Annotated in this window: 25 protein-coding genes; 11 read left to right on the top strand and 14 right to left on the bottom strand. The window is 63.7% G+C overall.

What is annotated here, in order from left to right; genetic code table 11:
* Positions 1–18: 18 nt before the first annotated feature.
* Together BGI01S_RS01755 and BGI01S_RS01750 are read right to left on the bottom strand one after the other, a co-directional pair.
* Positions 19–1,023: an isoaspartyl peptidase/L-asparaginase family protein gene (locus BGI01S_RS01755; RefSeq protein WP_042321549.1), complete on the bottom strand. Its 1,005-nt coding sequence runs from the start codon at positions 1,021–1,023 to the stop codon at positions 19–21.
* A complete protein-coding gene (locus BGI01S_RS01750; protein WP_042321547.1) occupies positions 1,020–2,003 on the bottom strand; it encodes a MurR/RpiR family transcriptional regulator in 984 nt (327 codons plus the stop codon). Before BGI01S_RS01750 ends, BGI01S_RS01755 begins: the two co-directional genes overlap by 4 nt.
* Before the next feature lie 241 nt (positions 2,004–2,244).
* On the opposite strand from BGI01S_RS01750, the gene BGI01S_RS01745 reads away from it, so the two are divergent.
* Together BGI01S_RS01745 and BGI01S_RS01740 are read left to right on the top strand one after the other, a co-directional pair.
* Positions 2,245–3,552 (top strand): type II toxin-antitoxin system HipA family toxin, encoded by a 1,308-nt coding sequence (locus tag BGI01S_RS01745; protein ID WP_042321545.1) that lies wholly within the window; start codon positions 2,245–2,247, stop codon positions 3,550–3,552.
* On the top strand, positions 3,524–3,829 hold the full coding sequence (locus BGI01S_RS01740; RefSeq protein WP_042321543.1) for a helix-turn-helix domain-containing protein: 306 nt from the start codon (positions 3,524–3,526) through the stop codon (positions 3,827–3,829). Before BGI01S_RS01745 ends, BGI01S_RS01740 begins: the two co-directional genes overlap by 29 nt.
* A gap of 111 nt (positions 3,830–3,940) precedes the next feature.
* Here the strand turns inward: BGI01S_RS01740 and BGI01S_RS01735 are convergent, their stop codons facing one another.
* Entirely contained in the window at positions 3,941–5,203 is a 1,263-nt protein-coding gene (locus BGI01S_RS01735) for an MFS transporter (RefSeq protein ID WP_042321542.1), read from the bottom strand.
* Between the two features lie 94 nt (positions 5,204–5,297).
* On the opposite strand from BGI01S_RS01735, the gene BGI01S_RS01730 reads away from it, so the two are divergent.
* Complete coding sequence (locus BGI01S_RS01730) at positions 5,298–6,008, top strand: pseudouridine synthase (RefSeq protein ID WP_042322536.1); 711 nt, start codon at positions 5,298–5,300, stop codon at positions 6,006–6,008.
* 192 nt (positions 6,009–6,200) lie between these two features.
* A complete protein-coding gene (locus BGI01S_RS01725; protein WP_042321540.1) occupies positions 6,201–6,389 on the top strand; it encodes a hypothetical protein in 189 nt (62 codons plus the stop codon).
* A gap of 233 nt (positions 6,390–6,622) precedes the next feature.
* On the opposite strand, the gene BGI01S_RS01720 is transcribed toward BGI01S_RS01725, so the two are convergent.
* A complete protein-coding gene (locus tag BGI01S_RS01720) occupies positions 6,623–7,669 on the bottom strand; it encodes an NAD-dependent epimerase/dehydratase family protein (RefSeq protein ID WP_042321537.1) in 1,047 nt (348 codons plus the stop codon).
* A 93-nt stretch (positions 7,670–7,762) separates the two neighbouring features.
* On the opposite strand from BGI01S_RS01720, the gene BGI01S_RS01715 reads away from it, so the two are divergent.
* Complete coding sequence (locus BGI01S_RS01715; RefSeq protein WP_042321535.1) at positions 7,763–8,794, top strand: CDP-6-deoxy-delta-3,4-glucoseen reductase; 1,032 nt, start codon at positions 7,763–7,765, stop codon at positions 8,792–8,794.
* Positions 8,795–8,929: 135 nt separating this feature from the next.
* Here BGI01S_RS01715 and BGI01S_RS30020 read toward each other — a convergent pair whose 3' ends face one another.
* Positions 8,930–9,196, bottom strand: coding sequence for a hypothetical protein (locus tag BGI01S_RS30020; protein ID WP_157004099.1), 267 nt, complete (start codon positions 9,194–9,196; stop codon positions 8,930–8,932).
* Here BGI01S_RS30020 and BGI01S_RS01710 point away from each other — a divergent pair.
* Complete coding sequence (locus tag BGI01S_RS01710; protein ID WP_042321533.1) at positions 9,186–10,370, top strand: acetylornithine transaminase; 1,185 nt, start codon at positions 9,186–9,188, stop codon at positions 10,368–10,370. The two genes, BGI01S_RS30020 and BGI01S_RS01710, sit on opposite strands and share 11 nt — an antisense overlap.
* 17 nt (positions 10,371–10,387) lie before the next feature.
* A complete protein-coding gene (locus BGI01S_RS01705) occupies positions 10,388–10,858 on the top strand; it encodes a GNAT family acetyltransferase (protein ID WP_042321532.1) in 471 nt (156 codons plus the stop codon).
* Positions 10,859–10,958: 100 nt separating this feature from the next.
* Here BGI01S_RS01705 and BGI01S_RS01700 read toward each other — a convergent pair whose 3' ends face one another.
* The 7 genes from BGI01S_RS01700 to BGI01S_RS01670 all read right to left on the bottom strand — a co-directional run bounded on the left by BGI01S_RS01700 (position 10,959) and on the right by BGI01S_RS01670 (position 18,002).
* Complete coding sequence (locus BGI01S_RS01700; protein ID WP_042321530.1) at positions 10,959–11,675, bottom strand: ABC transporter ATP-binding protein; 717 nt, start codon at positions 11,673–11,675, stop codon at positions 10,959–10,961.
* The gene (locus BGI01S_RS01695) at positions 11,675–12,448 is read right to left on the bottom strand and encodes an ABC transporter ATP-binding protein (RefSeq protein WP_042321528.1); all 774 of its coding nucleotides are present in this window, start codon (positions 12,446–12,448) and stop codon (positions 11,675–11,677) included. The genes BGI01S_RS01700 and BGI01S_RS01695 overlap by 1 nt, the downstream gene beginning before the upstream one ends.
* A 17-nt stretch (positions 12,449–12,465) precedes the next feature.
* Positions 12,466–13,635 carry an ABC transporter permease subunit gene (locus tag BGI01S_RS01690; RefSeq protein ID WP_042321526.1) on the bottom strand — a complete coding sequence of 390 codons (1,170 nt, stop codon included), beginning with the start codon at positions 13,633–13,635 and terminating at the stop codon, positions 12,466–12,468.
* 26 nt (positions 13,636–13,661) lie between these two features.
* A complete protein-coding gene (locus tag BGI01S_RS01685) occupies positions 13,662–14,612 on the bottom strand; it encodes a branched-chain amino acid ABC transporter permease (protein ID WP_042321524.1) in 951 nt (316 codons plus the stop codon).
* Positions 14,613–14,841: 229 nt separating this feature from the next.
* Positions 14,842–16,041: a branched-chain amino acid ABC transporter substrate-binding protein gene (locus BGI01S_RS01680; protein ID WP_042321522.1), complete on the bottom strand. Its 1,200-nt coding sequence runs from the start codon at positions 16,039–16,041 to the stop codon at positions 14,842–14,844.
* Between the two features lie 543 nt (positions 16,042–16,584).
* On the bottom strand, positions 16,585–17,544 hold the full coding sequence (ispH, locus tag BGI01S_RS01675) for a 4-hydroxy-3-methylbut-2-enyl diphosphate reductase (protein WP_042321520.1): 960 nt from the start codon (positions 17,542–17,544) through the stop codon (positions 16,585–16,587).
* Between the two features lie 2 nt (positions 17,545–17,546).
* Entirely contained in the window at positions 17,547–18,002 is a 456-nt protein-coding gene (locus BGI01S_RS01670; protein ID WP_042321518.1) for an FKBP-type peptidyl-prolyl cis-trans isomerase, read from the bottom strand.
* A gap of 199 nt (positions 18,003–18,201) precedes the next feature.
* On the opposite strand from BGI01S_RS01670, the gene radC reads away from it, so the two are divergent.
* The 4 genes from radC to nadB all read left to right on the top strand — a co-directional run bounded on the left by radC (position 18,202) and on the right by nadB (position 21,479).
* Positions 18,202–18,981, top strand: a complete 780-nt coding sequence (gene radC, locus BGI01S_RS01665; RefSeq protein ID WP_042321517.1) for a RadC family protein — start codon at positions 18,202–18,204, stop codon at positions 18,979–18,981.
* Between the two features lie 238 nt (positions 18,982–19,219).
* Positions 19,220–19,453 carry a 50S ribosomal protein L28 gene (rpmB, locus tag BGI01S_RS01660; RefSeq protein ID WP_007180631.1) on the top strand — a complete coding sequence of 78 codons (234 nt, stop codon included), beginning with the start codon at positions 19,220–19,222 and terminating at the stop codon, positions 19,451–19,453.
* A gap of 10 nt (positions 19,454–19,463) precedes the next feature.
* Complete coding sequence (rpmG, locus tag BGI01S_RS01655; RefSeq protein ID WP_007180630.1) at positions 19,464–19,631, top strand: 50S ribosomal protein L33; 168 nt, start codon at positions 19,464–19,466, stop codon at positions 19,629–19,631.
* A gap of 249 nt (positions 19,632–19,880) precedes the next feature.
* The gene (gene nadB, locus BGI01S_RS01650; protein ID WP_042321515.1) at positions 19,881–21,479 is read left to right on the top strand and encodes an L-aspartate oxidase; all 1,599 of its coding nucleotides are present in this window, start codon (positions 19,881–19,883) and stop codon (positions 21,477–21,479) included.
* A 100-nt stretch (positions 21,480–21,579) separates the two neighbouring features.
* Here nadB and nadC read toward each other — a convergent pair whose 3' ends face one another.
* Together nadC and nadA are read right to left on the bottom strand one after the other, a co-directional pair.
* Positions 21,580–22,491 carry a carboxylating nicotinate-nucleotide diphosphorylase gene (gene nadC / locus BGI01S_RS01645; protein ID WP_042321514.1) on the bottom strand — a complete coding sequence of 304 codons (912 nt, stop codon included), beginning with the start codon at positions 22,489–22,491 and terminating at the stop codon, positions 21,580–21,582.
* Positions 22,491–23,630: a quinolinate synthase NadA gene (gene nadA / locus BGI01S_RS01640; RefSeq protein ID WP_042321513.1), complete on the bottom strand. Its 1,140-nt coding sequence runs from the start codon at positions 23,628–23,630 to the stop codon at positions 22,491–22,493. Before nadA ends, nadC begins: the two co-directional genes overlap by 1 nt.
* Positions 23,631–23,673 lie beyond the last annotated feature (43 nt).

The following is a 23,673-nucleotide window of genomic DNA, read 5'->3' as shown; positions in this document are numbered from 1 at the left end:
GCGTCAGGCAGACACGCGCTAGCGGTAGATCGCCGTCACCGGCGTTTCGCCGAGCCGCGCGAAACCGCGATACATGCCTTCGGTATTGAACGGCAGCGTGACGTTGCCGCGCGCATCGACGGCGATCAGACCGCCGCGTCCGTCGATCTTCGGCAGACGGTTCATCACCACGTCGTGAGCGGCTTCCTGCAACGACACGTTGCGATAGGCCATTTGCGCGGCGACGTCGTAGGCGGCGACCATGCGCATGAACATTTCGCCGGAGCCGGTGGTCGAGACCGCGCAGGTCGCGTCGTCCGCATAGCAGCCCGCGCCGATCAGCGGCGTATCGCCGACCCGGCCGACCTGCTTGTTGGTGACGCCGCCCGTCGACGTCGCCGCTGCCACGTGGCCGTGCTGATCCAGCGCGACCGCGCCGACGGTGCCGAACTTGCGGTTCGGATCGATTGGCTCGTGCGGCATCGGTTCGCCCTCGCCTTTTTGGAATGACGCCGTCACCGTGGCGGCGAGCGTCGCGCCGTCGTGATCGAGCACCGCGCGCTGCTGGTCGCGCGCGAGCAGCCACTGACGATGACGCGCTTCGGTATCGAAGTAAGCGGGCTCGACAAATTCGAGCCCTTGCGCGGCGGCGAATGCTTCGGCGCCGTCGCCGGTGAACAGCACGTGTTCGCTGCGTTCGAGCACGCTGCGCGCAGCGAGGATCGGATTGCGCACGCGCTTGACGCAGCAGATCGCGCCGGCTTGGAGCGTGCTGCCGTCCATGATCGCCGCGTCGAGTTCATGGGTGCCGGCGGCCGTGTACACCGCGCCGCGTCCCGCGTTGAAGAGCGGGCAGTCTTCAAGCAGACGCACGGCTTCGCTGACGGCGTCGAGCGCGCTGCCGCCGTCGGCGAGGATGCGCTGTCCGGCGCTCAGCACCGCGTGCAGCGCCGCGTGATATTCGGTTTCGGCGCTGGCCGACAGCGACGCGCGCAGGATCGTCCCTGCTCCGCCGTGAATAGCAATGACTGCGTTGGAGTTCATCGTTTGGTTTTGGGAGTGCGGGTGGTTCGGGTGGCTCGTGGAGTCCGGGTCGAGGCGCGCGCGGCTTCGTGCGCGCCGTCGGTCGAACCGGGCTGCGGCTCGACCAGCCAGGGCAGCACGAATTCGCTGACCTCGGCGGCGGCCTTCACCGAGCGTTTGGCGCGATACGCGACCGCGTCGCAGAGCGCTTCGATCACGGCCAGCACCGCCGAATCGGCATTCGACGCGAGCCGCCGGTCGGCGCGAATAAAGAGCGAGAGGCTCGCGAATTGCGCAAGCGGCGAACGCGGGCCGTCGGTCAGCGCCAGCACGCGCGCCCCCCGGCTGGCCGCGCGGCGCGCGAGTTCGATCGTGTCTTCGACATAACGCGGGAACGCGATGCCGATCACCAGGTCGTCCTCGTTAGCAGCGAACAGACGACGCGCCGCGTGCGACGGCCCGCCGATCAGCGCGAGCGACTGCACGTTGTCGTGATACGGCATCAGGCCGTGTTCCATCAGGCCGGCGAGGAACGCGCTCGCGCCGTAGCCGAGCACGAACACCCGGCGCGCGGCGATGATCGCTTCGACGGCGGCATCGGCGGCGGCGCGGTCGATCGCGGTGCGCGTCGCGTGCAGATTGTTGGCGGCCTGCTCGAGCGACGCGTCGACCAGGTCGTCGCCGGCCGCGAGCGACTCCTGCGCGCTGCGCAGGCGCTCGACGGGCGCGAGCGTCGCCTCGAAGCCGCGCACGAGTGCCTCGCGAAACTGCGGATAGCCGTCGAAACCGAGCGCGCGAGCGAAGCGATTGGCCGTCGCCACCGACGCGCCGACCACGCTCGCGAGTTCGTCGATCCGCATGGTCGCCGCGCGGAACAGATTGGCCAGCACGTACTCGCCCATGCGCCGGTGAATCGGCGTCAGCGTCGGCATGGCCGACGCGATGCGGGTGGCGATGGCCTGCTCGGCGGAGCTTGAGGCGGCGGAGGAAGGATCGATCATGCGAGCGTGTCTGCGCGGCGGTTGTCGTCGAAAATTGTGAAAGTATATTTACATGAAAACCGTCGCTAAAAAAATTCATTTTCATTTTCGAGGGTTTTCACCGACCGTGCCGCGGCTGGAGGGCACGTGGCAGATCATCCCTTGCCCGCTCCCCAGTCGGCGCAAAAAAGCACTTATAAGAAGCGTATAAGCCACTGATCGCCCTATCGTGCTACATTTATGAGGCACAAAGGAGTTGCCCATGGATTGCACCCTGCAGATATTCCTGGACGATCGCTGGACCGACTGCGCGCAGATCGACGTCGACGACGGCCTTTGCCAGTGGAATCACCTGGTGGCGTATGCCGTCGACCACACGGACGCTCCGCTATCCCTGGCCGAGCCCGTCGATATGGACATCCGCCACGCCCGGACGCTGCCCGCCTTCCTCTACGACCTGATCCCACAGGGGGCGGGTCGTCGCTTCCTACTGGGCGAGTTGAAACTGGCGGATGGTCCGGACGCCGACTTCCCGCTGATCTGCGCGGGCGCGTTCAATCCGGTCGGCCGGATTCGCGTTGCCGAGGCGGTCGATTATTTCGAGACGCACGTGGCGCGCCACCCGGCCGCGCGCGGCCTGCCCGGCCTGACCATCGACGACGTCGTCGTGCGCAGCGCGGAGTTCAAGGAGACGATGTTCCTGCACGGGATGCTCGGCACCGGCACCACCGGGGTTCAGGGTGCGGCGCCGAAGTATCTGCTCACCCGCGACCACGCGGGCCTGCTGCACGGCGATGCCACGTTGGCCGATGCCGACGCAGCCCAGCATCTGATCGCGAAACTGCCGCGCGGCAATAGCGCGGCCGACGACAAGGTCCTGCGCAACGAAGCCGCCTACATGCGCGTGGCTGCCGCGCTGGGTATCCGCACGCACGCGGACTTGCCGACCCTTCACGGCGACGTCCTGCTGATTCCGCGCTTCGACCGGATCGCGCGCGACGGGAAAGTCGTGCGCCTTCATCAGGAAAGCGTGGCATCTATCCTGGGACTACCTGGCTTCGACCCGCGTCCGAGCCTGTTCGAAGTCGTGACCGGCATCCGCAAGGTCGTGAGCGATCCCACGGCCGAAACGCTCGAATTCATCAAGCGGGACGTACTCAATCTGGCGATGCGCAATACCGACAATCACGCGCGCAATACCGCCGTGCAACTGGTCGACGGCAAAGTCCGGCTCACGCCGCTGTTCGACTTCGCGCCGATGTATCTGGACCCCAAGTTGATTCCGCGCGCGCTGAGATGGTATCGGCCGGACACTCGGGTCGAGCTGACGGACTGGGCCGACGTGCTGGCGGCGCTGCCTGTCCCCGACCACGAGCGCCAGCTGCTCGCGGGTGAGTTGGGCCGCTTTGCCGTGCAGATCGAACGCTTGCCCGACATCATGAAAGCGCAGGGTGTCGATCACGACATCATCGAATTCCTGACGCCGTCCATTGATACGCAGGTCCGACAATTGAACGCCCTTCAACCGCCTGAGGCTCCGCATGCCACGTCGAACCCGACCCACCCGTGAAGAGCAGAACGCGCTGCGCCGCGCCTTCTATGAACGGATCGGCCGGGGCGACATGACGATTCCCGAGGCCATGAAAGCGATGCGCGAGATGACGGGCCTGACCCAGGCCGAGTTCGCCGCGCACCGAGGCGTCAGCCGCCGCGTCATCCAGGACATCGAGCGCGGCACCGGCAATCCGACCGTCGAGTCCCTCAACAGCGTGGCCAAGCTCTTTGGCTTGCAGGTCGGCTTCGTCCCGATCAGGCGGAACGAAGCCGCGCCGCCGACCTCGGGCTGAGCGCGAGCGGATCGCTGCCGGAAAACGTCGGCGCGGACCTGCTGGTTGCAGCGACAGCCGAAGGGCCGCTTACCGATACCCCGCACATCGAGATGAAAATCCGTTTTTATCTCAGCAGGCCACCGCGCTACGCTCCGGAATCCGCACGAGCCGCGCCGCCGGCGACATCACGATGATCAGCGCCTGCACCAGAAAAGCCGTCGCCGCCGCGACCAGGCACGCGTCGACGTTCCAGCGCGCGCTCAGCGCCGCGCCAATCAGCGCGCCCACCGGCCGCGCGCCGTAGGTGGCCGTGCTGATGAGCGCCGACACGCGGCCCATCATTCGCTCGGGGGTGATCGCCTGGCGCAGCGTCGTCGAACCGACCACCCACAGGATCGGTCCCGCGCCGAGCAGGAAGAAGCTCGCCGTCGCGAGCCAGAACGACGGCGCGACGAGCGTCGCCACCATCACGAGCGACGCTAGCAGCCCGCACGACGGCCCAATGATCAGCATGCGGCCGAACGCCAGCCGGCGCGCGATGGCGGGCGCGGCTAGCGCGCCGCACACCATGCCGACGCCATAAGCGCCGAGCGTCACGCCGACCGCCGACGCGCTCAGTCCCAACCGATGCACCGCATACGGCACGTACACCGCTTGCAGGATGAAGAAGCCGAGGTTGAAGAACACGGCGGTGGCGAGCATCGGCCGCAGCAGCGCGTCGCGCCACACGAAGCGTGTGCCGTCGCGCAGTTCGAGCATGAAGCGGCGCGTGGGCGCTGGGGCGCGCGGCGGTTCGCGCAACCCAGCCAGCAAACCGACCGCCAATGCCGACAACGCCGCCGCGCAGCCATAGGCCCAGCCCGCGCCGATCCAGCCGACCAGCAGACCGCCCACCGCCGGCCCCGCCGAATACGCGACGCTGCGTGCGAGTTCGAGCCGGCCGTTCGCGCTCGCGTACGCTTCGCGCGGCACGATCGACGGCACCAGCGCAGGCGCGGCGACGTTATAGGCTACCGTCCCCGTCGCGGCGATGAAGCCGAGCGCGGCAAGTAGCGGCAGGCTCAACGCGTGGGTCATCACGAGCAGCAGCACGCCAAGCATCGCGAACACGCGCACGCTTTCGGCGAGCGCCATCAGCACACGGCGCGAGCGGCGGTCGGCCCACACCCCGAGCGGGATCGACAGCAACAGGAACGGCAGCGTCTGCGCGGTTTGCAGGAGCCCCGTGCCGCGTGCATCGGCGCCGAGTGCGAACACGGCGACGAGCGGCGCGGCGGCAAGACTGATCTGCTCGGCGGATTGCGCGGCCAGATTCGACCACGCGAGCCGCTGGAAGGCGGCCGGCAAACGGATCGAACGGATCGCGGACGATGAGGACGGGTTGGCGTGCATCGATGAACTCCTGCGGCTCTACGTGGGGAGTCCATCGTGGCCCGGCCGGCGCCGCGGGGCGCTCCGCTTCTTGCGGTGTTATTCTTCGCTCGCCATGAATCTCGAAAGCATCCTCTTCATTCAAGGTTTCGGCTCGCGCCGTCAATGCCGCGCGCTGGTCGCCGACGCTCGCGTGAGCATCGGCGGCGCGGTCTGCACCGACGCCGATGCCGACTTCCCGATCCACGACGACACTTTCCGCTTCAGCGTGGACGGGGTCGTCTGGCCATATCGCGAGCATGCGTATCTGCTGCTGAACAAGCCCGCCGGGTACGAGTGTTCGCGCGACCCGCAACATCATCTGAGCGTGTTCAGTCTGTTGCCGCCGCAGTTCGCCGAGCGTGGCGTGCAATGCGTGGGCCGGCTCGACCAGGACACCACCGGCCTGCTGCTCCTCTCCGATGACGGCAAGTTCGTCCACCTGTTCACATCGCCGAAACGCAAGGTGCCGAAGCTGTATGTCGCGACCACGCGGCATCCGCTCGACGACGCGCAATTGAGCGCGCTGCGCGACGGTGTGCTGCTGCACGGCGAGAGCAGACCGATCGCCGCCGTCGACGCCGAAGCGCGCGACGCTCACACGCTCGCGCTCACCGTGATGGAAGGCAAGTACCACCAGGTCAAGCGGATGATCGCCGCGGCGGGCAACCGTTGCGAGGCGCTCCATCGCGAACGGATCGGCGGACTTGCGCTGCCCGCGACGCTCGCGCCGGGCGCATGGCAATGGCTCGACGAAACGGACCTCGGTTCTTTACGGAGCGGGTAAACCGGTAGGGCGCCGCTGATGCGCCGGTGGTGCGCGTTCAAGGTCTTGATGCGGCAGGAAAAGCCGGCGAAAGGCATCCAATAGTCGGCCGGAACGCCCGCGCAGCCGCTGCATCGCAGCATGATCTTCCTTACACGCCGCCCTATACTCGTCTAAAGAAACGACTACAAAGGGTTGGCAAGGAGGGGCGCCATGCACAGCGTCGACACCATCGCGATCTCGCACGTGATGATCGCTTTCATATGCTTCGGGCTACTGCTGGTCGGTGGACTGGTGGTCATCATGCGGCTGCGGCACAAATATTCGCCGAACCTGATCGGCGCTCTGGTCGGCGGGATGTTGTGTTTCCTGCTGCTGGAGTTCCTGCCGTCGCTGACCTGAGCGAGCGAAGCCACACGCCGTGCCGCCGCGAGATAGCGGCGACGCGCGCGATGAAATCCCGCCGGGCGATGCCTGGTGCGGCGAGTGCTTGCCGGGTTTGGGGCGGCCTGTTGGGCGGACGTTGGGACGCGTATCTGCGAGGCTTCCTCAGGCGTGCTTTTGCGCACTTTGCCGCTACGCTTTCGGCCTTCGCCGGCTGCGCCTTCGTGCCGTCCAGCCCCGCGTTCCCGGCCTCACGCCTTCCGCTCGCCCTCTTCTCGCAGAAAATCCGCCACGCTCGGATAGCGCAAACGCACCTGCAACTCTTCCTTCAGGCGCCGATTCACCAGCCGTCGCGATTCGCGCATGAACGACAGCAGATTCGGATCGATGCGCTCCTCGGCTTGCGCGCGCGTAATGCGCGGCGCACGCGGCAGGCCGAACGCGTCGGCGACCGCGTCGAAGTACTCGCCCATTTTCAACGACGAGTCGTCGGACGCATGGATCACGCGCGCCGGCTTGCCGTGCGTCGCGAGGCGCACGAGGATCGCGGCGAGGTCGTCCGCGTGAATGTGATTGGTGTAGACGTCGTCGGCATCGATCAGAGCCGGGGTGCCCCTTTCGAGCCGCGCGAGCGGCAGACGGTTGCGCGCATAGATGCCGGGAATCCGCGCGATGCTCGCCGCCACGCTGCCACGCGCGCTCGCGCGACGCAGCTGCCGCTCGGCCGACACGCGGCGTTTCGCGCGCGCATTGGCCGGTTGCGGCGCGCGCGTTTCGTCGATCCACACGCCGCCGCAATCGCCGTAGACGCCCGTCGTGCTCGCGTAGACGAGACGCACGGGCGCACGCGAAGCGGCAGGCTGGCGTACCCCGTCGGGTACAATACCGGCTGTTTCAGATTGCGCCCACGAGGCACGAATGGAATGCAGGCCGGCGCGCAAGCGCCCTGCCGGCGACACGGCGGGCGCCGCCGCGCCACGCAGCGCGATTGCTCGGCGCGCGCCGAGCGTTGCGAGCAATGCGCGGGTACGGCGGTCATCGTCGCCGCTTTTTTCCGGCGGAGCGAGATGCAGCACGGTCGGCGCGAGGCCCGCGAGCCGTTTCAGGCTGCGGCGCACATCGAGATCGCCAACGAGCGGCGTCACGCCGGCGGCGCGCAATTCGGCGCTGCGTTCCGCGTGACTGGTCAGCGCGAAGACATGCGCGCGCGGGCGCAACAGCGGCACGCAGCGCATGCCGACATCGCCGCAACCTACGATCAGCACGCGCGGCCGGCGGAAGTTTCGTGTCGCTTTCATGGTGGACGCATTGTAGCCGTCAAGCGCGCCAGGTATCGCGCTTGATCCGGCGGGTCCGATAACGATTCCCGACTTTTCGATTTCGAACACTCTATGGCATTTAACGTCACGCTCCGGCAAAGCGGCCGGCAGTTTCAGGTAGAACAGGACGAACCGGTGCTGAGCGCCGCATTGCGTCAAGGCATCGGCCTGCCGTACGGTTGCAAGAACGGCGCTTGCGGTTCGTGCAAAGGCACCGTGGTGAGCGGCGAAGTCGAACAGCGCGCGCATTCGTCGTCGGCCTTGTCGAACGATGAAAAGACACGCGGCATGGCGCTGCTGTGCTGCGCCACCGCCTGCTCCGATCTCGAAGTGGACATCCGCGAAGTGGCTGGCGTCGGCGACGTGCAGGTCAAGAAGCTGCCGTGCCGCGTGAACGCGATCGAGCGCAAAGCCGACGACGTAATCGTCGTGAAGCTGCAACTGCCCGCCAACGAACGCCTGCAATATCTGGCCGGCCAGTACCTCGAATTCATCCTGAAAGACGGCAAGCGCCGCAGCTATTCGATGGCGAACGCACCGCACATCGAAGGTCCGATCGAATTGCACATCCGCCACATGCCCGGCGGCGCATTCACCGACCACGTGTTCAACACGATGAAAGAGCGCGACATTTTGCGCTTCGAAGCGCCGCTCGGCACGTTCTTCCTGCGCGAAGATTCGGACAAGCCGATCGTGCTGCTCGCATCGGGCACGGGCTTCGCGCCGCTGAAGGCGATCGTCGAGCACGCGGTCCACAAGAACCTCGACCGGCCCATGACGCTCTACTGGGGCGCGCGCCGCAAGAAGGATCTGTATCTGCTCGAACTCGCCGAACAATGGGCGCGCGAGATTCCGAACTTCAAATTCGTGCCGGTGCTGTCGGAGCCGGACGCGGGCGACGCATGGACGGGCCGCGTCGGCTTCGTGCATCGCGCGGTGATCGAGGACCTGCCCGATCTGTCGGCGTACCAGGTGTATGCGTGCGGCGCACCGGTGATGGTCGAGTCGGCGCAGCGCGATTTCACCCAGCATCACAGCCTGCCGGAAGACGAGTTTTACGCGGACTCGTTCACGAGCGCGGCGGATCTGGTCAACGCGGTTTAAGCACGCGGTTGGATTGAATGCATGGCTTCGTCCGCATATGACGAGGCCGTGCTTCGCGTAACGTGTCAGCAGCAAGACGGACACGCAGAAACCCGCCTTCGTGCGCAGCGGTGCAAATTCATGCAAATTGATGGTTTACACCGGCGCTTTCCTTGTCGTATTCTTTCGCGCATGAACCGCATCCAATCCGAACTCCGACGTCGCCGCTCGCCGCTCCCTTAGGGACGCCGCCGGCTTCGTCACGGATTCGCGCCACACCAGGCGCAAGCTGTTCGAATCATGAAAGCCACGGCATGCCGTGGCTTTTTGTTTTCCGGCCGCTGTTTCATCTTCGGTCCATTCGCCATTTACTTTCACCCTGCGTTCACCCGCTTCCCTGGAGCCCGCCGTCATGAATTTCAATGAGTACCCGATCGAGTCGCTGATGTACATCACGAACCGGCCCGAAATCGTTTTCACGCACGGCAAGGGCTCATGGCTCTATGACAATAACGGCAAGCGCTATCTCGACTTCATCCAGGGATGGGCGGTCAACAGCCTCGGTCATTGCAACGACGGCATGATCGAAGCGCTGAACAGCCAGGCAAAGCTGTTGCTCAATCCGTCGCCGGCGTTCTACAACGAACCGATGGCGAAGCTCGCGGGCCTGCTCACGCAGCACAGCTGCTTCGACAAGGTGTTCTTCGCGAACAGCGGCGCCGAAGCCAACGAAGGCGCGATCAAGCTCGCGCGCAAGTGGGGCAAGAAGTTCAAGGACGGCGCGTTCGAAATCATCACGTTCGATCACAGCTTCCACGGCCGCACGATCGCGACGATGTCGGCGAGCGGCAAGCCGGGCTGGGACACGATCTACGCACCGCAGGTGCCGGGCTTCCCGAAGGCGGATCTGAACGACATTGCGTCGGTCGAGAAGCTCATCAACGCGAAGACGGTCGCCGTGATGCTCGAACCGATTCAGGGCGAAGGCGGTGTGATTCCCGCATCGCGCGAATTCATGCAGCAACTGCGCGAGCTGACGAAGAAGCACAACCTGCTGCTGATCGTCGACGAAGTGCAAAGCGGCTGCGGCCGCGCGGGTACGCTGTTCGCGTATGAGCTGTCGGACATCGAGCCGGACATCATGACGCTCGGCAAGGGCATCGGCGGCGGCGTGCCGCTCGCGGCGCTGCTGTCGAAAGCGGACGTCGCGGTGTTCGAAGCGGGCGACCAGGGCGGCACCTACAACGGCAATCCGCTGATGACCGCGGTCGGCTATTCGGTGATCTCGCAACTGACCGCGCCGGGCTTCCTCGAAGGCGTGCGCGCGCGTGGCGAGTATCTGCGCGCGAAGCTGCTGGAGTTGTCCGAAGAGCGCGGCTTCAAGGGCGAACGCGGTGAAGGTCTGCTGCGCGCGCTGCTGCTCGGCAAGGACATCGGCAACCACATCGTCGAAAAGGCGCGCGACATGCAACCCGACGGCCTGCTGCTGAACGCGGCGCGTCCGAACCTGCTGCGCTTCATGCCGGCGCTGAACGTGACGAACGAAGAGATCGACCAGATGATGGCGATGCTGCGTTCGATCCTCGACACGCTGTAAGCAACCGGAGCATGCCGATGACGACGAGCCCGACGCTGTCGATCCGCCGCTTCGATGCGCGCGATACCGATGCGGTGGTCGCGCTATGGCAACAAGCGTTCCCCGAGTACCGGGATGCGACGCGGCCGCAGCGCAATCCGCATCTGTCGATCGCGAACAAGCTGGCGACGCAACCGGAGCTGTTCTTTGTCGCGGTGCTCGACGAACGTATCGTCGGCACGGTGATGGGCGGTTATGACGGACATCGCGGCTGGATGTATTCGCTCGCGGTGGATGAAGCGCTGCGACGTCATGGCATCGGCACGCGGCTCGTCGCGCATGTTGAAGAAGTGTTGACCTCGCTAGGCTGTCCGAAGCTGAATCTGCAGATTCTGTCCGCGAAGACCGAGTTGCGTGGGTTTTACGAGGCGCTCGGTTATCGCGCCGATGCCGTCGTCAGTCTCGGCAAGCGCCTCGGCGCACTGGCGGATGCCGCGCCGGCTGCTTGACCCGCTACACGCCTGAATGAAAAAAGCCACATGCGTTGTTTCGCATGCGGCTTTTTTTGTCGGTACGGCTGAGCGATTCAGCCTGGCTTATCCGGCCAACTCATTCGCCAAGATAAGCGGCCCGCACCTTCGGATCATCCAGCATCTGCTTCGCGTCGCCTGACATCGTCACCAGGCCCGAGTCCATCACGTAGCCGCGGTTCGCCGCTTGCAGCGCAAGACGTGCGTTCTGCTCGACCAGCAGCACGGTCATGCCCTCAGCGGAAATCGCGCGCACCACTTCGAAGATCTTCTCGACCATGATCGGCGACAGACCCATCGACGGTTCGTCAAGCAGCAGCAGCTTGGGACGCGAGATGATCGCGCGCGCCATCGCCAGCATCTGCTGTTCGCCGCCCGACAGCGTGCCCGCGTATTGCGACGCGCGTTCCTTCAGGCGCGGGAAGAAGCCGAACATGCGATCGACGTCCTTCTTGATGCCTTCCGTATCCGTGCGCAGATACGCGCCCATCTGCATGTTCTCGACGATCGACATACGCGCGAAGATGCCGCGTCCTTCCGGCACCATCGCGAGACCGCGCTTGAGCAGTTCGTGCGCGGGGATGCCCTTGATCGACTGGCCCATGTACTCGATGTCACCCGCCGCGTACGGCTTCAGACCCGTGATCGCCTTCATCGTCGTGGTCTTGCCCGCGCCGTTCGCGCCGATCAACGTGACCAGCTCGCCCTGCGCGACTTCGAGGTCGATGCCCTTGACTGCCTGGATACCGCCGTAATTGACCTGCAGGCCCTTGATTTTCAACATTGCCGTTGCCATTAGTGGACCCCCGCACCCAGATAAGCTTCGATCACCTTCGCATCCTTCTGCACGTCCTGCGGCAGACCTTGCGCAATCACCTTGCCGTAGTCGAGCACCGTCATCTGGTTGCACAGACCCATCACGAGTTTCACGTCGTGTTCGATCAGCAGGATCGTCTTGCCGTCCGCGCGGATCTTGTCGAGCAGTTTGGTCAGTTCGACCTTCTCGGTTGCGTTCATGCCGGCGGCCGGTTCGTCGAGCGCGAGCAGTTTCGGGTCCGTCGCCAATGCGCGGGCGATTTCCAGGCGACGCTGGTGGCCATACGACAGATTGCGCGACGTGTAGTCCGCGTATTGCGCGATGCCGACGTAGTCGAGCAGTTCGATCGCGCGTTCCTTGATCTCGCGTTCTTCCTTGCGCTCGGCCGGCGTCTGGAACACCGCGCCGATCAGACCGTGCTTCGTGCGCACGTGGCGCCCGACCATCACGTTTTCCAGCGCGGTCATGCCGCCGAACAGACGGATGTTCTGGAAGGTACGCGCAATGCCCGCCTTCGCGACCTGGTACACAGCCGTCGGCGTGTAGTTCTCGCCATCGAGCTTGAATTCGCCCGAGTCGGGCGTGTACAGGCCGGTGATCACGTTGAAGAAGGTCGTCTTGCCGGCGCCGTTCGGACCGATCAGGCCATAGATCTGACCGGCCTTGATTTGCAGGCCGACGTCGGAGAGCGCCTGCAAGCCGCCGAAGCGCTTGTTGACGCCTTTCACTGACAGTCGAATGTTATCGCTCATGTTTTTCTCCCTGTCAGTTAAGCGCGCACTGGCTTTTTGCCGCTACGCTTCGCCAGTTTCGCAATCTTGTCTTCGTGCTTCGGCGACGGCCATAGGCCTTCCGAGCGGTACAGCATGATCACGACCATCGCGAGACCGTACAGCAGCTGACGGATCACTTCGGTATCGACGATTTCATGGCCGAAGATCATGTTCTGCAGCGGACCCATCGTCGAGCGCAGGAATTCCGGGAACACGGCGAGCAGCACCGCGCCGAGAATCACGCCAGGAATGTGGCCCATACCGCCGAGCACCACGCACGCCAGCACCACGACCGATTCCCAGAACGTGAACGATTCCGGCGACACGAAGCCCTGGAACGAACCGAACATGGCGCCCGACAGACCGCCGAACGACGCGCCCATCGCGAACGCCAGCAGCTTCACGTTGCGGGTGTTGATGCCCATTGCCTTGGCGGCGATTTCGTCTTCACGGATCGCGGCCCACGCACGGCCGATACGCGAATGCTGCAAGCGGGTACAGACCCAGATCACCAGCAACGCGCACAGCACGAACAGGTAGTAGTACGAGTACACCGACGGGAACTGGAAGCCGAACAGCGAGTGCGTTTGCGCGAGACTGAAGCCGCCCACCTGCACCGGGTCGATCCCCGTGATCCCCTTCGGGCCGTTGGTGATGTTCACCGGACGGTCGAGGTTGTTCATGAAGATCCGCACGATTTCCCCGAAGCCGAGGGTCACGATCGCGAGGTAGTCACCACGCAGACGCAGCGTCGGCGCACCGAGCAGAATCCCGAACAGCGCGGCGAGCGCCATCGCGATCGGCACGATGATCCAGATCGGCACATGCAGCCCGTGCGGCGCGAGATGCGCGATCCATTCGAATTGCGATGCGAGGTGCGGCGAGCTCAGCAGCGCCGCGACGTAGGCGCCGATCGCGTAGAACGCGATGTAGCCCAAATCCAGCAGGCCGGCGAAGCCCACCACCACGTTCAGGCCGAGCGCGAGCATCACGTACAGCATCGCGAAGTCGAGCACGCGAACCCAGTAGTTGCCGCCGGCGGCGCCGATGATCATCGGCGCGGCGATCACAAGGACCGCCGTGATGATGCCGACGGTCAGCGTCTTGCCGAGGTTCTTTTCAGGGATGAGCGTCGTGGACGGCTCGATCGGTTGAATTGAGGTCATGTCTAATTACTCCTTATGGCCCGGGATCAAGCGCGATCCGCAACGCGTTCGCCGAGCAGACCCGACGGACGGAACACCAGCACGACGATCAGCACCACGAACGCAAACACGTCCTGATAGTTACTGCCGAACACGCCGCCCGTGAGGTTGCCGATGTAGCCGGCCCCCAACTGTTCGATCAGGCCGAGAATCACCCCGCCCACCATCGCGCCGCCGAGATTGCCGATACCGCCCAGCACCGCCGCGGTAAAGGCCTTCAGACCGGGGATGAAGCCCATATAGAAGTGTGCGTTGCCGTATTCGGATGCGATCATCACGCCGGCGAGTGCGGCGAGCGCCGAGCCGATCATGAAGGTCGCCGAAATCACGAAGTTCGGGTTCACGCCCATCAGGCTCGCGACGCCCGGGTTCTCGGCGATCGCGCGCATCGCGCGGCCGAGCTTGGTCTTGTGCACGAGCAGCAGCAGGCCGCCCATCACGAGGAACGCCACCACGATGATGACGATTTCGGTCATCGAGATCACGGCGCCAGGCGTCGTGTCGGTGGCCTTGATCACGTTGATCGGATCGGTGGGCAACAGCTGCGGGAACGGCAGCGGATTGCGCGACCAGATCATCATCGCGAGGGTTTGCAAGAGGATCGACACCCCGATCGCGGTGATCAGCGGTGCGAGACGCGGCGCCTTGCGCAACGGCCGGTAGGCCACGCGCTCGATGGTGTAGCCGACCAGCGAGCAGACCACCGCCGCGATGATCAGCGCGATGATCAGCGTCGGCACGTTGCCGAGGCCGGGGAAGTGGTTCTGCAGCACGCCAATGGCTGAGAGCGCGACCATCGCGCCCACCATCAACACGTCGCCGTGAGCGAAGTTGATGATGCCCAAGATGCCGTAAACCATCGTATAGCCCAGTGCGATGATGGCATAAACGCTGCCAAGCACCAGTCCGTTTAGGATCTGCTGGATGAAGATATCCATTTAATGCTCCTTAGCCCGTGCGACTGGATTCGCGTTCTTCATCAGCCGGTGGGCGGTGATGCGCTACGGAATCTCAACGGCACTGCGGGTACTGATGTAAAAGACCGGTAAGGGTTATCCGCCGCCGGTTCGCTCGACGACCGGGATGCGGTCGCTGGCTTGCCCTTGAACGGATGCAAAAACGGCACCGTTGGATGGTTTCGGTGCCGTCAGGCTGAACGTTCCGTCATCACATCTTCACGACGTCGAGAACCGCTTTCTTGCCGTCCTTGAAGTCGTAAAGCGTAATGGCGCCCTCTTTCAAATCACCCTTGTCGTCGAACGCGATGTGACCGATTACCCCGTTGTAATCGGTCGAGGGCATCGCAGCCAGCACCTTGGGCGCCTCGATCGAATTAGCGCGCTTCATTGCATCGACGACCACGTACACAGCGTCATACGTGAACGGCGCGTAAATCTGCACCGGCGTGTGGAAGCGGTCCTCGTACTTCTTTTCGAAGTCCGCTCCGCGGTCCATTTTCGAAAGCGCGAGCCCTGCTTCCGAACAGACCAGGTTTTGCACGGCGGTTCCCGCCAGCTCACCCACCTTGTCGGTACACACACCGTCGCCGCCAAGGATTTTTGCCCTGATACCGAGCGCCGCCGCCTGCTTCGTAAACGGCCCGCCCGTCGCGTCCATGCCGCCGAACATGATCACGTCCGGCTGAACACTCTTGATCTTTGTGAGGATGGCCCGGAAATCCGTGGCCCGGTCGTTCGTCGCCTCCCGTGCGACGACTTTCGCCCCGCTCGCCTCGACGGTCTTCGCGAATTCGTCCGCGAGCCCCTTACCGTAGGCGGTTGCATCGTCCACGATGGCGATGCGTTTGGCGCCCAACGCCTTCGTGGCGTAATTGGCGAGCGCCGGACCTTGTTGCGCGTCGGTCGCGACGACCCGGTAGGTCGTCTTGAAACCCTGTTGCGTGTACGCCGGATTAGTCGACGACGGCGAGATCTGCACGATGCTCGCATCGCTATAGATCTTCGACGCCGGAATCGACACGCCCGAATTCAGATGCCCAACCACCGCGACCACGTGATCGTCGACCAGCTTCTGCGCGACCGCGGTGCCCGTTTTCGGGTCCGCCGCGTCGTCCTGAGCGTCGAGCTGCAACTGGATCTTGTGGCCGTCGATCGTCAAACCCTGCGCATTGATCTCCTCGACCGCCAGACGCGCGCCATTTTCATTGTCCTTACCGAGATGGGCGATGCCGCCCGTCAAAGGGGCCGCATGACCGATCTTAACGATCGTCGCTTCACTCGCCGGGGCCGCCGCAACCGCTGCCGCCGATGCACCCGCTCCCGCCTCGACTTCCTGTTTCTTGCCGCACGCGGTCAACATCGCAACCGCTGTCGCGATGGACACGGCGTAAGCAAATTTGACTCGCATTAAGTAGGTCTCCTGCGCCTTGCTAAATCCGTTGTTCGGGACCGTAAGGCCTTGAGAACGCGCGCATTGTAACTCCAATTTTACGGCTGGCAATATTGTTGAATCGGTGGGGTTTTCCTGCATTGCAACCTTATTTTTAAAGCCAGCGCGCTAAAAGGCGCAACCCGGTTGCGATTGTTTTTCGTGCATCAGTTGCACCAACGCGAGACCCAATGGCATCAAGTGTTGCGGCGAATGAGCCCGATGCCCGGTTGGAGCGTGCTTTGCGTTAAGTATTACGGTTCCGCCAATGTCGAGCTGTTCGCACTATCTTAGTGCATCAAAATTCGGCGCAATAGCGAGGGCGCCCGTTAAACAGGGCCGTATCGATAGAAAATCAATAAAAAACAGCCTTGCAACTCACAAAAATTTGTACGGAAGATCACTGAAACCGGGTGAAATTCATGATCTGGCACCTTATTTATCGCGGGGTCGCCTGATCACGGGCGTAAAAAAAAGCGCGCCCGGAGGCGCGCTTTTCTTTCAACGTGGTTGAGCGAACGGTCAGGCCGGCAGTCCCAACCCGCGCGGCAGGGGAAACGCGATGTTTTCCTCGATGCCGTCGAGCGCGCGCACGTTGCGCACACCAAGATCGCGCAACCGGGCGATCACGGCCTGCGCCAGCACTTCCGGCGCAGACGCGCCGGCCGTCACGCCGATGCGGCGCTTGCCCTCGACCCAGACCGGATCGATCTGATCCGGCGAATCCACCATATAAGCAGGCACGCCGAGCTTTTCGGCCAGCTCGCGCAGCCGGTTGGAGTTTGAACTATTCGGGCTGCCGACCACGATCACGACGTCGCACTGCGGCGCCATGAACTTCACCGCGTCCTGGCGGTTCTGCGTGGCGTAGCAGATATCCTGCTTTTTCGGCTCACGGATAGACGGATATTTGGCCTTCAACGCGCCGATGATCTCGGCTGCGTCGTCGACGGACAGCGTGGTTTGCGTGACGAACGCGATCCGTTCCGGATCGGCCAGCTGCAATGCCTGCACGTCTTCGATGTCTTCGACCAGATGCATGCCCTCGCCGGCCTGCCCCATCGTCCCTTCGACTTCCGGGTGGCCCTTGTGGCCGATCATCACGATGTCGAAGCCGTCCTGGCGCATCTTCGCGACTTCGATATGCACTTTGGTCACGAGCGGACACGTGGCGTCGTACACGCGCAGACCGCGCGACTCGGCTTCCGAACGCACGGCCTTCGACACGCCGTGCGCGCTGAAGATGACCGTATTGCCGGCCGGCACCTCTTCCAGGCGCTCGATAAAGATCGCACCCTTCTTGCGCAAATCTTCAACTACGTAGGCGTTATGGACGATTTCGTGGCGCACGTAGATCGGCGAGCCATGCAGCTTGAGGGCCCGCTCGACGATCTCGATCGCCCGATCGACGCCGGCGCAAAATCCACGTGGCTGCGCCAGCAGGATCTCGGTTTCGGCAAGAGTCGTATCCGTGATGCTCATGTTTACAGAATCCCGATGATTTTCACTTCAAACGCCAGCGCCTGGCCGGCAAGCGGATGGTTGAAATCGAACAGGGCCGACGTCTCGCCCACTTCCTTCAGGACACCGGCATAGCGCCCACCGCCCGGCGCGTTGAATTCGACCAGGTCACCGGGCGAAAAATCCTCGCCAATCATGCTGTTTTCACGCAGCGTGGCCAGCGACACGCGCTGGATCAGCTCCGGATTGCGGGGACCGAACGCCTGGCCCGGGGTTAGCTGAAAGGTCGAGTGGTGGCCCACCTTCAAACCCAGCAAAATATCTTCCAGCGGCGGCGCCAGTTGGCCGGCGCCGAGCAGCAGCGTAGCCGGCTTGTCGGTAAACGTATTGATGACTTCGGCGCCATCGGCAAGGGAAAGCCGGTAGTGAAGCGTCACGTGTGAACCGGGTTTCACTTCGGAAATGTCGATGATGCTCATGCAATGCTCGCTCAGTCGAAGCGCGCTGCACGCGTGCGCCGCAGGTGCAGCCGACGCGTGTGGCAGACCGTCGGGGTGCCGTGCGCAAAGCGTCTATTGTAAGCCACATAGCGGACGGCGGCTCAGGTCAGTCGCGCGCATGACGGCATGAGCACGGCGTCGCCCCGCGCCACCTATCGAAGCGGAGGATTCTATCTGTATGACCGACTACGTCAGCACCATTGACGATGCACCCCTCGCGGCAACGCCGCCGCAACCGCTCACGCGCGTCGCCGAAGCGTCCGGCGCACCCGCCCGGTCACCGCTGCTGCACGGCAAATGGCACAAGAAAGACATGCCGCGCGAGCGCCTGATCAACCAGGGTCCGGCCGCGCTGTCCGACGCCGAGATGATCGTGCTGGTGTTAGGCTCGGGCTTGCCCGACCACGACGTCTTCAGCGTCGCGCGCGCGTTGCTCGACCGGTTCGGCTCGCTACGCGCGATGCTCGACGCGACCTACGCGGACCTCGACGGGATCCGTGGCCTCGGGCCCGCGAAAAAAGCGCAGCTGCTCGCGATCATGGAAATGGCGCGGCGCTCGCTGGTCGATAAAATGCGCAGGCGCTCACTGATGAATTCGCCCGAAGCCGTGGAGAGCTATTTGAGACTGCTGATCGGCGGTCGCCCGCAGGAAGTGTTCGTGTCGCTCTTTCTCGACGCCCGGCACCGGCTGATTCGTTGCGAGGAAAGCGCGCAGGGCTCGCTCACGCGCATGGCGGTGTATCCGCGCGAAATCGTGCGGCGGGCGCTGACCGTGAACGCCGCGAGCCTGATCGTCGCGCATAATCACCCTTCCGGCGCCGTCCAACCGAGTGCTAGCGACTGCCGCCTGACGCACACGCTGCGCGACGCGCTGGCGCTGATCGACGTGCAACTGATCGACCATCTGGTGATCGGCGCGGATAGTGTTTACTCGTTCGCCCGCGCCGGCTGGCCTTGACGGGGCAAGGACCAGGGCCACGCGTACGGTACGCCGTGTCCGGCATCGCAAATAAGGTTTGATTTTGCGGCTTTTTTTCCGCTATAATTCCGGTTTGCCTATTTCCAACCCCCTGTTCCGAAGCCACCAAGGCGTTCCGGAAAGCACTAGCGACTCTCGTTTCTAAAACTTGGCGCGGCTCTTTTCGGGAAACTTTCACGGCGTTCGAACTCAGAATTAGCGTATTAGGAGTGCTCTCATGGCACGCGTATGCCAAGTAACTGGGAAAGCGCCGATGAGCGGCAACAACGTTTCCCACGCGAACAACAAAACCAAGCGCCGGTTCCTGCCGAACCTGCAAAACCGCCGCATTTGGGTGGAAAGCGAAAACCGTTGGGTGCGTCTGCGCGTTTCGAACGCCGGCCTGCGCCTGATCGACAAGAACGGTATCGACGCTGTGCTCGCAGATCTGCGCGCACGCGGTGAAGCCTAAGGAGTAAATCATGGCAAAAGGCGCACGCGACAAGATCAAGTTGGAATCGACCGCAGGCACGGGTCACTTCTACACGACGACGAAGAACAAACGCAACATGCCGGAAAAGATGCTGATCAAGAAATTTGATCCGGTCGTCCGTAAGCACGTTGAGTACAAGGAAACCAAGATTAAATAAATCTTGGCTCCTGCCTGACGAAGGCAAAAGATATGCAAAAAAGCCTCGCATCCGTGCGAGGCTTTTTTGTTTTCCGCGCGCCCTTCTTACGTCACTGCCGCGCCGTCGTTCCGCGCTTCGCCCGCGCGAATAGTCTTATGCCGTACAGCCAGCTTTCGCTGATCCGTCGCGACGCGTATGCTTTCTTGTTTTAGCGGCGAGCGGATAGCGCGCCGTCTTGGCAAAACGAAAAAGACGGAGATGTAGGTAATGGAATTCGATGTGGCGATTGTCGGTAGCGGTCTGGCGGGTTTGAGCGTCGCGCTCAATCTCGCGGAGACCCGGCGGGTTGCGGTGGTCGCCAAGCGATCGATGACCGAAGGCGCAAGCGACTGGGCGCAAGGCGGCATCGCCGCGGTGCTGGATTCGGCGGATAGCATCGAGAATCACGTGCGCGATACGCTGATCGCCGGTGGCGGTCTGTGCGACGAGGCCGCGACGCGCTTCATCGTCGAGCATGGGCGTGCCGCGATCGAATGGCTTATCGAACAAGGCGTGCCGTTCACCAAAGACGACGCCGCCGAACTCGGCTTCCATCTGACGCGCGAAGGCGGCCACAGTCATCGCCGGATCATTCATGCGGCGGACGCGACCGGCCACGCGGTCGTCGCTACGCTGAGCGAACGCGTGCGCCGCCATCCAAATATCACGCTGTTCGAAGATCACTACGCGATCGACCTGATCACGTCCGATCGCCTCGGTCTGCCTGGCCGCCGTTGTCATGGCCTGTACGCACTCGACCTGCAAAGCGGCCGCACCGTGACGATCGAAGCGCCGCATACGGTGCTCGCCACCGGCGGGGCCGGCAAGGTCTATTTGTACACAACGAACCCCGACACCGCGACCGGCGACGGTATCGCGATGGCGTGGCGCGCCGGCTGCCGCGTGTCGAACATGGAATTCATCCAGTTCCATCCGACCTGCCTGTTCCATCCGTATGCGAAGTCGTTTCTGATTTCGGAAGCGGTGCGCGGCGAAGGCGGCATCCTGAAGTTGCCGGACGGCACGCGCTTCATGCCGAACCACGACGAACGCGCCGAACTCGCGCCGCGCGATATCGTCGCGCGTGCGATCGATTTCGAGATCAAGAAGCGCGGCATCGATTGCGTGTACCTCGACATCAGCCATCAACCGCCTGAATTCCTGCGCGAACACTTCCCGACGATTCTGGCGCGCTGCCTGGAGTTCGGCATCGACATCACCAAAGAGCCGATCCCGGTCGTGCCGGCCGCGCACTACACCTGCGGCGGGGTCGTGACCGATCTCGCGGGCCGCACCGATCTTGCCGGCCTCTATGCAGTCGGCGAGACGTCGTGCACGGGCCTCCACGGCGCGAACCGGCTCGCCAGCAACTCGCTGCTCGAATGCCTCGTGATCGGGCGCTCAGCGGCGCAAGCCATCGAGGACGAAGGCTTCAGCGCCGCAGTCCATGCGCCGCTACCGGACTGGGACGAAAGCCGCGTGTCCGATCCCGACGAAGAGGTGGTGGTCGCGCACAACTGGGACGAAGTGCGCCGGCTGATGTGGAATTACGTCGGCATCGTGCGCACCGACAAGCGGCTCGCCCGCGCGAAACATCGGCTGGCGTTGCTGCGCGACGAGATTCACGAGTACTACGCGAACTTCAAGGTGAGCCGCGACCTGCTGGAACTGCGCAATCTGGTCGACGTTGCGTCGCTGATCGTCGAGGGCGCGCGCTCGCGGCGCGAGAGCCGCGGCCTGCATTTCAGCCGGGACTGGCCGGCGACTTTGCCCAAAGCACTACCGACGGTGCTCTCGCCGGAACACGTGCGCAACCGTAACGTGTGATTGGCTCGAGCTGGATCAAACGAAAAGGCCATCGCCGGAAAGAACCGGCAATGGCCTTTTTCATCGCACCGATCGCCAACGCTTGCAGGCAAGCAAAGCGTCAAACGATCCGCATCGAGTAGTCCGTCGCGCGCAGATCCTTGGTCAGCGCCCCGATCGACACCCGATCGACGCCCGTTTCGGCAATCGTCCGCACGGTCTCGAAGTTCACGCCGCCGGACACCTCTAGCACCGCTCGACCCGCCGTGATGCGGACCGCGTCGCGCATCGCATCGAACGAAAAGTTGTCGAGCAGGATGGATTGCGCGCGATGCGCCAATGCGGTTTCCAACTGCTCGAGCGTTTCCACTTCGATCTGGATCGACACGCCCGCATTCAGCGCGAGCGCCGCGTCCATTGCCGCGCCCACGCCGCCTGCTGCGGCAATGTGGTTTTCCTTGATCAGAATCCCGTCGTACAGCGCAAGCCGTTGATTCGCCCCGCCGCCCACGCGCACCGCGTACTTTTGCGCGAGCCGCAAACCCGGCAGCGTCTTGCGCGTGTCGAGAATGCGCGTGCGCGTATGCGCGATCGCGTCAACGTAGCGGCGCGTTGCGCTCGCCACGCCCGACAGCAACTGCAGGAAGTTCAGCGCGTTGCGCTCGGCGGTCAACAATGCGCGAACCGGTCCGCGCAACTCGCACACCGGCGTGTCCGCGGCCATCCGATCTCCCTCGCGGTAATGCCACTGCACATCGATGCGCGGATCGACCGCGCGCATCACCGCGTTGAACCACGGCACACCGCACAGCACCGCATCCTCGCGCACGATGATGCGCGCATCGCGAACGTCGTCGACGGGAACGAGACGGCCTGTCTGATCGCCGGCGCCGACATCTTCGGCCAACGCGTCGGCGACGTTGCGCGCTAATGCAGCATCGAAAGCCGCACCGTACTGTGCGTGAATCTCCGCGAACAGCGGCGACACCGCGTCGCCCTGCTCGCGCTTGACTGCCCCTTCAACCGCCCCCATCACGCCGCTCCTACGTTCGAATACAGTTGCGCGTCGCGCGCGAGATCGCCGCTGGCCTGAACGCGCTTTTTGTGACGCGCGGCAAAGTCCAGCATCCGGTCGATCGGCAAGCGCGCCCGTTCTCCGATCGCGCGATCGACGAAGATTTCGTTGTGGCCGCGCTCCAATACGTCGGCCAGATTCGCGAGGCCGTTCATGGCCATCCACGGGCAATGCGCGCAGCTCTTGCAGGTCGCGCTGTTGCCGGCCGTCGGCGCGGCGATCAGCGTCTTGCCCGGCGCGGCAAGCTGCATCTTGTGCAGAATGCCGAGATCCGTCGCCACGATGAAATGCGTCGCGTCGAGCTTTTGCGCGGCGTCGATCAGTTGCGTGGTCGAGCCGACCACGTCCGCTTGCGCGACGACATTAGCCGGCGACTCCGGATGCACGAGCACCTTCGCGCCCGGATATTCGGCTCGCAGCAGATCGAGCTCGATGCCCTTGAATTCGTCGTGCACGAGACACGAGCCCTGCCACAGCAGCATGTCCGCGCCGGTCTTGTTCTGGATGTAGCTGCCAAGATGCCGGTCCGGCGCCCAGATGATCTTTTCCCCGCGTGCGTGCAGATCGGCAACGATCTCCAGCCCGATCGACGACGTCACCATCCAATCCGCGCGCGCCTTCACCGCCGCGCTGGTGTTCGCATACACCACTACCGTGCGATCGGGATGCGCGTCGCAGAAAGCCGAGAATTCGTCCACGGGACAGCCGAGATCGAGCGAACAGGTCGCGTCCAGATCCGGCATTAGAATGCGCTTGTCCGGGCTGAGGATTTTCGCCGTCTCGCCCATAAAGCGCACGCCGGCCACTATGAGCGTTTGCGCTTCGTGATCACGTCCGAAGCGCGCCATTTCCAGCGAGTCCGCTACGCAGCCGCCGGTTTCGTCGGCCAGTTCCTGCAATTCGGCGTCGACATAATAGTGCGCCACGAGCACGGCTTTCTCGCGCTCAAGCAACGCGCGAATGCGAGCCTTGAGCGCCACCTTCTCTTCCACCGACGGCACGTCGGGCACCTTCGCCCACGCCTGCCCGATCCCGCAGGTGGTGCCCTGTGCTTGCGGCCGGTCGTACTCGACCGTCCTGATCGCCTGCTGATCCATGATCTCCTCTGCCTTCGCTCTGCTGCCGCCGACTGCCAATCTC

The sequence above is a fragment of the Paraburkholderia ginsengisoli NBRC 100965 genome, from assembly GCF_000739735.1.
Lineage (GTDB): Bacteria > Pseudomonadota > Gammaproteobacteria > Burkholderiales > Burkholderiaceae > Paraburkholderia > Paraburkholderia ginsengisoli.
This window is presented reverse-complemented; position numbering and strand designations above follow the sequence as displayed.

Bases quoted from the DNA above. Each gene is read 5' to 3' on its own strand.
- BGI01S_RS01735 (WP_042321542.1), bottom strand. From the start codon at position 5,203: ATGCACGCCAACCCGTCCTCATCGTCCGCGATCCGTTCGATCCGTTTG.
- nadB (WP_042321515.1), top strand. From the start codon at position 19,881: ATGGAATTCGATGTGGCGATTGTCGGTAGCGGTCTGGCGGGTTTGAGC.
- radC (WP_042321517.1), top strand. From the start codon at position 18,202: ATGACCGACTACGTCAGCACCATTGACGATGCACCCCTCGCGGCAACG.
- BGI01S_RS01695 (WP_042321528.1), bottom strand. From the start codon at position 12,448: ATGAGCGATAACATTCGACTGTCAGTGAAAGGCGTCAACAAGCGCTTC.
- BGI01S_RS01730 (WP_042322536.1), top strand. From the start codon at position 5,298: ATGAATCTCGAAAGCATCCTCTTCATTCAAGGTTTCGGCTCGCGCCGT.
- BGI01S_RS01710 (WP_042321533.1), top strand. From the start codon at position 9,186: ATGAATTTCAATGAGTACCCGATCGAGTCGCTGATGTACATCACGAAC.
- BGI01S_RS01720 (WP_042321537.1), bottom strand. From the start codon at position 7,669: ATGAAAGCGACACGAAACTTCCGCCGGCCGCGCGTGCTGATCGTAGGT.
- ispH (WP_042321520.1), bottom strand. From the start codon at position 17,544: ATGAGCATCACGGATACGACTCTTGCCGAAACCGAGATCCTGCTGGCG.
- BGI01S_RS01740 (WP_042321543.1), top strand. From the start codon at position 3,524: ATGCCACGTCGAACCCGACCCACCCGTGAAGAGCAGAACGCGCTGCGC.
- BGI01S_RS01755 (WP_042321549.1), bottom strand. From the start codon at position 1,023: ATGAACTCCAACGCAGTCATTGCTATTCACGGCGGAGCAGGGACGATC.
- BGI01S_RS01705 (WP_042321532.1), top strand. From the start codon at position 10,388: ATGACGACGAGCCCGACGCTGTCGATCCGCCGCTTCGATGCGCGCGAT.
- BGI01S_RS01670 (WP_042321518.1), bottom strand. From the start codon at position 18,002: ATGAGCATCATCGACATTTCCGAAGTGAAACCCGGTTCACACGTGACG.
- BGI01S_RS01690 (WP_042321526.1), bottom strand. From the start codon at position 13,635: ATGACCTCAATTCAACCGATCGAGCCGTCCACGACGCTCATCCCTGAA.
- nadC (WP_042321514.1), bottom strand. From the start codon at position 22,491: ATGGGGGCGGTTGAAGGGGCAGTCAAGCGCGAGCAGGGCGACGCGGTG.
- BGI01S_RS01685 (WP_042321524.1), bottom strand. From the start codon at position 14,612: ATGGATATCTTCATCCAGCAGATCCTAAACGGACTGGTGCTTGGCAGC.
- BGI01S_RS01725 (WP_042321540.1), top strand. From the start codon at position 6,201: ATGCACAGCGTCGACACCATCGCGATCTCGCACGTGATGATCGCTTTC.
- BGI01S_RS01715 (WP_042321535.1), top strand. From the start codon at position 7,763: ATGGCATTTAACGTCACGCTCCGGCAAAGCGGCCGGCAGTTTCAGGTA.
- rpmG (WP_007180630.1), top strand. From the start codon at position 19,464: ATGGCAAAAGGCGCACGCGACAAGATCAAGTTGGAATCGACCGCAGGC.
- BGI01S_RS01680 (WP_042321522.1), bottom strand. From the start codon at position 16,041: ATGCGAGTCAAATTTGCTTACGCCGTGTCCATCGCGACAGCGGTTGCG.
- nadA (WP_042321513.1), bottom strand. From the start codon at position 23,630: ATGGATCAGCAGGCGATCAGGACGGTCGAGTACGACCGGCCGCAAGCA.
- BGI01S_RS01750 (WP_042321547.1), bottom strand. From the start codon at position 2,003: ATGATCGATCCTTCCTCCGCCGCCTCAAGCTCCGCCGAGCAGGCCATC.
- rpmB (WP_007180631.1), top strand. From the start codon at position 19,220: ATGGCACGCGTATGCCAAGTAACTGGGAAAGCGCCGATGAGCGGCAAC.
- BGI01S_RS01745 (WP_042321545.1), top strand. From the start codon at position 2,245: ATGGATTGCACCCTGCAGATATTCCTGGACGATCGCTGGACCGACTGC.
- BGI01S_RS01700 (WP_042321530.1), bottom strand. From the start codon at position 11,675: ATGGCAACGGCAATGTTGAAAATCAAGGGCCTGCAGGTCAATTACGGC.